This is a genomic window from Streptomyces sp. NPDC048521, assembly GCF_043199855.1.
Lineage (GTDB): Bacteria > Actinomycetota > Actinomycetes > Streptomycetales > Streptomycetaceae > Streptomyces.
Map to the genome: position 1 here is coordinate 228072 of NZ_JBICWR010000005.1, position 6883 is coordinate 234954.

The following is a 6883-nucleotide window of genomic DNA, read 5'->3' on the forward strand; positions in this document are numbered from 1 at the left end:
GCCCGTGCCGTGGCGGCCACGCCGGCGACCGGTCCCCGCCCGCTCGAACGATGCCTCGGCGGCCACGGCACCGACCGGGCAGGCGCCGGCCGGAACGGTGCCGCAGCGGCTAGGGCAGCGGGCGGACCCCCGCAGGCTCGCCGGCCGCGCCGGCCGCCGCTCCGGCGGCCCCCATCCGCTCCGTCTGCGCCCGGGTGACGGCCCGCACGGCGAACACGCCCGCGACGGCGGCCCCGACCACGGCCGCGTCACTCGCGAGCAGCGGCCACACCTCGCTGTAGGCGCGGGCGATGATCTCGTCGGTGGAGTCCTTGTAGAAGAGCCCGACCCCGCTGAGCATGCCGACCAGCCACAGCCCCCACCACACGTCGAGGGAGACGGGTGTCCTGCGCCCCGGCGCACTGGCCTGGAAGGCGTCGACGACGAGGCCCCGGGGGACCCACAGATTCACGACGGGCACGATCCAGCCGAGGTACACCCAGATCCCGCCGTACCTGGGCCTCTGCCCCGACAGGGCCCGCGCGTTGTCCCGCAGCCGCCACAGCCACGACACGAAGAGCAGCGCGCAGAGGAAGGCGGCGCCACCCCCGAGGGTGGTAACGAAGTGGTACGAATTCTCCAGCGCGTCGAGCGGCCGATGCACGCCGTTGCCCTGGTCCGGCGGCCCCGAGGCCGGCTCCCCGGCCGCCGCCAGCCGGACCTCCCACACACCGCGCACCACCCAGGCGACTCCGGCCAGCAACAACCCCCCGACAGCCAACCGCCCGGACAAAGCGACAGGCCGAAGCCCGAGGGTGCGGGCGGCGGCCTGGTCCGTCTCTTCGGTCACCGAGCCATCCTTACGCACCCATGCCCCGACCCGCCAGCATCCCGTACGGGCCTGCGGGCCGGGTCAGGCCATCCAGAAGAAGACCGCTGTCATGCGCTTCTCCTCCAGCGTCCTGCCGGAGTACGCGGTCGCGCTGTGGACGAGGTTGGCGTGGTAGAGGAGGAGGCGGTTGTACGCGTGGGGGACGCGGACGTCCTCCTCGAAGGCGTCGGGGGCCACGAAGCGGGTGCCGAGGGCCTCGACGAGGTTGTTGTGCGGGGCCCGGACGACGTTGCCGCCGAGGCGGCCACCGGGCAGGGACTGGCGGTGGAAGCTGGTGCCACAGTCCTTCGGCACGTGCGGGTTGAGGTACAGCACGGCCGCGTACCGGCACAGTGCACGGGAGTCGGTGTGCGGGCGGGGCTCGCTCTCGCCCTCGCCGACCACCTGGACGCAGTTGTGGTTGAGGGTGCCGCCGCCGGGCGCCCGCCGCACCCACAGCTTCTCGGCGCCGGTCGCCTTCTTCACCAGCCGTTCGACGCGCGCGAGTTCAGCCGGCTCCAGGCCGGGCATGGCCCGCAGGCCCGGCCAGGTCTGGGAGGTGTACGGGTAGCCCTCGACCCAGTCGTCCTTGGCCAGGCACCGCTCCCGTACCGCGTCGACGTCGGGCAGGACGTCGTCCAGTACCCAGTAGTCGCGGCCCTTGGTGGGCTTGCGGTAGGGCAGGACGGGAAGAGCGGTGGGCGATCCGGTGGCCGGCTGTGGGGGCATGCGGCGAATCTAGGGCGGCGCCGGTCCGGCTTCTCCCGGAGAAGGGTCAACCTTTCCTCAACCGTTTGTCACGAGCATCAAGTAATGGCAAGCGGGGCTCCGGCCTCGGAGTTCGGCAGTTTTTACCTGAGCGGCCGAGACGAATCGCCTTCCCGTCCGTACTGCTGTGCGTCCGATCCGCCCGCGCCGTGGGCGGATCCCTGACCGGGCAGGAGGCACGGTGCGCTTTTCGCGGAACGCGACGGGAACTCTCTTCGTGGGCGGGGCGATGGCCCTGACCCTTGTGGCCCTCGCCTACCCGGGCATGCTCGGACTGAGCACCGTCTCCAGCTCGCAGACACGGATCATCGCCCAGACGCAGTGGGGACCACTCACCGAGGGCGACCGGGACTTCGTCGTCAAGGTGCGGGCGGCCGGCCTGTGGGAGTACCCGCTCGGTCAGATCGGGCTGCAGAAGGGCACCAGCAAGGGGGTCAAGACGGCCAGCGAGCACCTGATCGACGGGCACGCCGCGCTGGACGCCTCCTGCCGCAAGATCGCCCCCATGCTGAACATCACGCTCCCCAACGTGGCGAGTCCGCAGCAGCAGGGCTTCGTCAACCAGCTCCAGGGCGAGGGCGGCAAGCAGTTCGACACCGACTTCGCGAACATCCTGCGGATGACGCACGGCTCGATCTTCAACACCATCGCGAAGATCCGGTCGACGACGAAGAACTCGCTGGTGCGCGCCCTCGCCGACCAGGCCAACGACACGGTCCTGGACCACATCACGGTGATGGAGAAGACCGGCCTGGTCGACTTCGACCAGACCATCTTCAATCAGACCACCCCGCCGAAGCTGCCCTCGTCCGACCTGACCCCGCCACCCCCGGCCGCCGGCCAGCCGGAGGTGGTGCTCACCCCGCCGCCGACCGCCACCTCCACCCCGCTGGACCTGAACGGCGCGGGCGGCGGCGGCACGGGCGGTGGCACCACCCCAGGGCCCAACCCCAGCCCGACCGTGCGCTAGGTGTATCGACCCGCCGTGTGAACGACCCTGCGGGTCAATACACCTGGGCCCTAGGCGAGCCAGACCGTGGTGTCCGGGGGCAGCATCCGCGCGTCGGGCAGCGGTGTGCTGCTCAGCAGGACCTCGCCCGGCGGGAGCGGCACCGGCTCACCGGTCAGGTTGGTGACACAGCGCCAGGTCTCGCTGCGGGTGAAGTCCAGCACCCCGGCGGGTGCGTCCGGGGTCCAGGTCAGCGTCTCGCCCTCCAGCAGCTTGCGGCGCAGGCGCAGGGCGGCGCGGTACAGCTCCAGGGTGGAGCCCTCGGTGCCGGTCTGCACCTCGACGGCGTACGACGCGAACGACGGCGGCTGCGGCAGCCAGGCGCCGCCGGGCCCGAAGCCGTACGAGGATCCGGTGGGCGCCCATGGGATCGGCACCCGGCAGCCGTCACGGCCCTTGCGGACGTGCCCGGTCTGCTCCCAGATGGGGTCCTGGAGGACCTCGGTGGGCAGGTCGGCGACCTCGGGCAGCCCCAGTTCCTCGCCCTGGTAGAGGTACGACGAACCGGGCAGCGCCAGCATCAGCAGGGTCGCGGCCCGGGCCCGGCGCAGACCGGCCGCCGTGTCGATCGCGGGCGCGTTGCCGCCCGACAGCAGCCAGGCGCCGGGGTCGGTGCCGGGCGGGAGCATCAGGCGGGAGGCGTGGCGTACGACGTCGTGGTTGGAGAGCACCCAGGTCGCGGAGGCTCCGGCGGCGTGGGCCGTGGTCAGCGAGTCGGTGATGACCTGGCGGAGTTCCCCGGCGTCCCAGCCGGCCTCCAGGTACTCGAAGTTGAAGGCCTGGCCGAGTTCGTCGGGGCGGGCGTACAGGGCGCGGCGGGCACCGGGGACCCAGGCCTCGGCGACGGCGGTGCGCGGCGGACTGTAGGCGTCGAAGATCTTGCGCCAGTCGCGGTAGATCTCGTGGACCTCGTCGCGGTCCCAGTAGGGGTGGCTGCCCGGCGGGACGCGCAGCAGGGCCTCCTCGCCGGTGGCGCCGATGTCGCCGATGTCCCGCAGCGGCTCGGTGAGGTCCTTGGCCAGGCCGTGGGCGACATCGACGCGGAAGCCGTCGACGCCCAGATCGGACCAGAAGCGCAGGGTGGTGCGGAAGTCGGCGCGGACCTCCTCGTTGTCCCAGTTGAGGTCGGGCTGTTCGGGGGCGAAGAGGTGCAGGTACCACTCGCCGTCGGGCGTCCGCCGCCAGGCGCTGCCGCCGAAGACCGACTGCCAGTCGGTGGGCGGGAGTTCGCCGTGCGGGCCCCGGCCGGGGCGGAAGACGTAGCGGTCACGGGCGGGGGAGCCGGGGGCGGCCCGCAGGGCCTCCTGGAACCAGGGGTGCAGGCGGGAGGTGTGGTTGGGGACGATGTCCACGACAACCTTCAGGCCGAGCCGGTGGGCCTCGGCGACCAGCGCGGCGAAGTCGTCGAGGGTGCCCAGGCGCGGGTCGACGTTCCGGTGGTCGGCGACGTCGTAGCCGCCGTCGGCCAGCTCGGAGGGGTAGAAAGGGCTCAGCCACAGGGCGTCGACGCCGAGCGTGGCGAGGTGGTTCAGGCGCTGGGCGATGCCCTTGAGGTCGCCGAGGCCGTCGCCGTCGGCGTCGGCGAAGCTGCGCGGATAGACCTGGTAGATGACGGCCTGCCGCCACCAGTCGGGGTTCGTGGACGAGAGGTCTGCCATAGGGGATCCCTTCGGGAAGGACGACAGTAGAGAAGCTGTCCACATTGCCCGGAAAGGGAACATTCGAACGTTGCGGAGGGGATCAGTCCCTGTGTGATGAAGTGGTGAGGGCGGCTTGAACCACCCGTGCTTTACCGCAGGTTGACAGGCACAAACGGCGCCGATCACCATGTCCTCACACTGTGGCCCAAATGACCGATGAGCCCAGTGTTCCTTCGGACTTTCTCTGCTCTTTCGAGCTTCTGCGATGGGATATCCATGTCCATAGCCAGACGTGTCACCGCGCGCCGCCTGCTGGGGACGGGCGCCGCGTCGCTCGCCCTGTGTGCCGCCTCCGTCGCCGCCGCATCCGGCGCCTGGGCCCACGACGGCGCGCCCGGCGGTGACGGCTGGAAGGCGGGCGGCCACTACGCGCCCGGCACGGGCGCCGGTACCGAGACCGGCACCGACCGCTGCCAGTTCTCGCTGAACGGCACCGACTTCTACGACTCGGTGAAGGTCGACGACCAGAACCTGCGGCCGACGGCGGACGGCAAGGTCCACATCACGGTCCGCGCGGCCGGGGACGCGAGCGCGTGCACCGCCTCGCTGGCCTCGTACCAGGCCCACGGCGCCACCTTCGCCACCTCGGGCGAGCAGGTCTTCGTCGACTTCGACACGGTGAACGTCAAGCCGGGGCAGACCGACACCCTCGACATCGCGGTGCCGGACGCGGGCTGCTTCGCGCAGATCGACCTCTACCGGGGTGCCGTGAAGTACGACGGCAAGCTCGACGCGAACGACGGGTTCCAGCACGGGGAACTGCCCAAGGGCCCGGACCGGCCGGTGATCAAGGACAAGCTGATCGCCGCGTGGAACGGCGGGACGAAGGACTGCACGACCGACACCGAGACGCAGACGCCCGCGCCGAGCACGTCCGGCACGCCGTCCGGCACCCCGTCCGGGTCGGCGGAGAGCTCCACCACGCCTACGCCGCGTGACGAGGAGACGTCGTCCAGCGAGACCCCGGCGCCCGCCTCCTCCTCGTCCAGCGCGGCTCCGGCGCCCTCGGCGAACGGTGGGGACGGCGACCTGGCCGAGACCGGTGGCGGCGGGAACTCGACGCTGATCGCCGGTGGGGCGGCCGTGCTGGTGGCCGGGGGCGGTGCGCTGGTGGTTGCCGCGCGTCGTCGGCGTCTGGGCCGGTCGTGACGTGAGGCGCGCTAAGGGCGCTCCACCGTCTCCAGGTAGAGCTTGACGTAGCGGTCCACGTCGACCTGCAACGCCACGTCCACGAGGGCCTGTTCGCGGCGGCCCTCGTGGATCTCGGACTCGCCGGGGCGCGGGCGGCGGTCGACGACGGTCTGGCCCCGGGTCGGGCCGGGGGCGAGGGAGACCTCGACCGGCAGGAGGCGCGTGGCGATGCCCTGCGGGTCGGCGACCGCGCACACCGCGCCCGCGTCGCCGAGGCCGCCGGCCTCCTCCGCCTCCGGCTCGCCGCCCTGCGCGGTCGGCCGGTGGGCGAGCAGTTCGCCGGCCAGGCGGGTGCCGGGCTCGGTGCTCGTGCGCAGCCGGTGCACCTCGGGACCGGGGACGACGACCTGCATGAAGACGTCGAGGCCGTACATCGTGATCGGCACCCCGGCCGTCAGCAGGATCGCCGCCGCCTCCGGGTCGTGCCAGACGTTGAACTCGGCGACCGGCGTGGCGTTCCCGGTGGCCACCGCGCCGCCCATGAACACGATCCGCTCGATGTTCCGGGTCACCTCGGGGTGGGTGCGCAGCAGCAGGGCGATGTTCGTCAGGGGCGCGGTCGGGATCAGCGTCACCGGGCGCGGGGAGGCGAGGATCTCCCGGCGCAGGAGGGTCACGGCGTCCACGGCGACCGGGGCCCGGGTCGGCGCGGGCAGGCCCAGGTCGCCCATGCCGTCGACGCCGTGCACATGACGGGCGGGGCGGGCCGGTTCGATCAGCGGGCGCTCGGCACCCCGCGCCACCGGAATGTCGGGGGCGCCCGCCTGCTCCAGCACGGTCAGGGTGTTGCGGACCACCCCGTCGACGTCCGTGTTCCCGGCCACGCAGGTCACCGCCCTGAGGTCCAGGCCCGGGTGGCGCACGGCGAGCAGCAGGGCCAGGGCGTCGTCGACACCTGTGTCGCAGTCGATGATCACGGGGATGGGCTGACCGGTCACAGCGGACTCCTTCCGTCGTTCCGACCTTAGATCAGGCCGGCGGGGCGTGACCGATGCCGGGGCATCCATCGCGGGCAGGCGGATCGTCCCCCATCGACAGGGCCGGCACCTAGGGGGCGGGGCATCCGGCAGGGCGGGCGTCCAGCATCCGCAGGGCGGACGTCCAGCATCCGCGGGGCGGGGCGTCCGACACCGGCACGGGCGGGGCGTCCAGCATCCACAGGGCGGGCGTCCAGCGACCGCGCGGCGGGCGTCCAGCATCCACAGGGTGGGGCGTCCCACCGGCACGGGCGGGGCGTCCAGCGACTGCCGGGCGGGCGTCCGACACCGGCACGGGCGGGCCGTCCACCATCCACAGGGCGGGGCGTCCGACACCGGCACGGGCGGGCCGTCCACCATCCACAGGGCGGGGCGTCCGACACCGGCG

Annotated in this window: 6 protein-coding genes; 2 read left to right on the forward strand and 4 right to left on the reverse strand. The window is 72.6% G+C overall.

From position 1 onward, the window contains the following. Window positions 1-109 precede the first annotated feature (109 nt). Both ACGFRF_RS14695 and ACGFRF_RS14700 read right to left on the reverse strand, forming a co-directional pair. Window positions 110-829: a DUF4328 domain-containing protein gene (locus ACGFRF_RS14695; RefSeq protein ID WP_393739750.1), complete on the reverse strand. Its 720-nt coding sequence runs from the start codon at window positions 827-829 to the stop codon at window positions 110-112. A 63-nt stretch (window positions 830-892) separates the two neighbouring features. Continuing rightward, on the reverse strand, window positions 893-1579 hold the full coding sequence (locus ACGFRF_RS14700; protein ID WP_393739752.1) for a DUF6445 family protein: 687 nt from the start codon (window positions 1577-1579) through the stop codon (window positions 893-895). Window positions 1580-1835: 256 nt separating this feature from the next. Between ACGFRF_RS14700 and ACGFRF_RS14705 the strand changes: the two genes are divergently transcribed. After that, a complete protein-coding gene (locus ACGFRF_RS14705; RefSeq protein WP_393740142.1) occupies window positions 1836-2588 on the forward strand; it encodes a DUF4142 domain-containing protein in 753 nt (250 codons plus the stop codon). Between the two features lie 50 nt (window positions 2589-2638). Here ACGFRF_RS14705 and ACGFRF_RS14710 read toward each other — a convergent pair whose 3' ends face one another. Further along, window positions 2639-4285, reverse strand: a complete 1647-nt coding sequence (locus tag ACGFRF_RS14710; protein ID WP_393739754.1) for a glycoside hydrolase family 13 protein — start codon at window positions 4283-4285, stop codon at window positions 2639-2641. A gap of 258 nt (window positions 4286-4543) precedes the next feature. Between ACGFRF_RS14710 and ACGFRF_RS14715 the strand changes: the two genes are divergently transcribed. Further along, window positions 4544-5476 (forward strand): LAETG motif-containing sortase-dependent surface protein, encoded by a 933-nt coding sequence (locus tag ACGFRF_RS14715; protein ID WP_393739756.1) that lies wholly within the window; start codon window positions 4544-4546, stop codon window positions 5474-5476. 11 nt (window positions 5477-5487) lie between these two features. On the opposite strand, the gene ACGFRF_RS14720 is transcribed toward ACGFRF_RS14715, so the two are convergent. Then, on the reverse strand, window positions 5488-6456 hold the full coding sequence (locus ACGFRF_RS14720; protein WP_393739758.1) for a nucleoside hydrolase: 969 nt from the start codon (window positions 6454-6456) through the stop codon (window positions 5488-5490). Window positions 6457-6883: the final 427 nt, after the last annotated feature.

Bases quoted from the DNA above. Each gene is read 5' to 3' on its own strand.
- ACGFRF_RS14700 (WP_393739752.1), bottom strand. From the start codon at position 1,579: ATGCCCCCACAGCCGGCCACCGGATCGCCCACCGCTCTTCCCGTCCTG.
- ACGFRF_RS14710 (WP_393739754.1), bottom strand. From the start codon at position 4,285: ATGGCAGACCTCTCGTCCACGAACCCCGACTGGTGGCGGCAGGCCGTC.
- ACGFRF_RS14715 (WP_393739756.1), top strand. From the start codon at position 4,544: ATGTCCATAGCCAGACGTGTCACCGCGCGCCGCCTGCTGGGGACGGGC.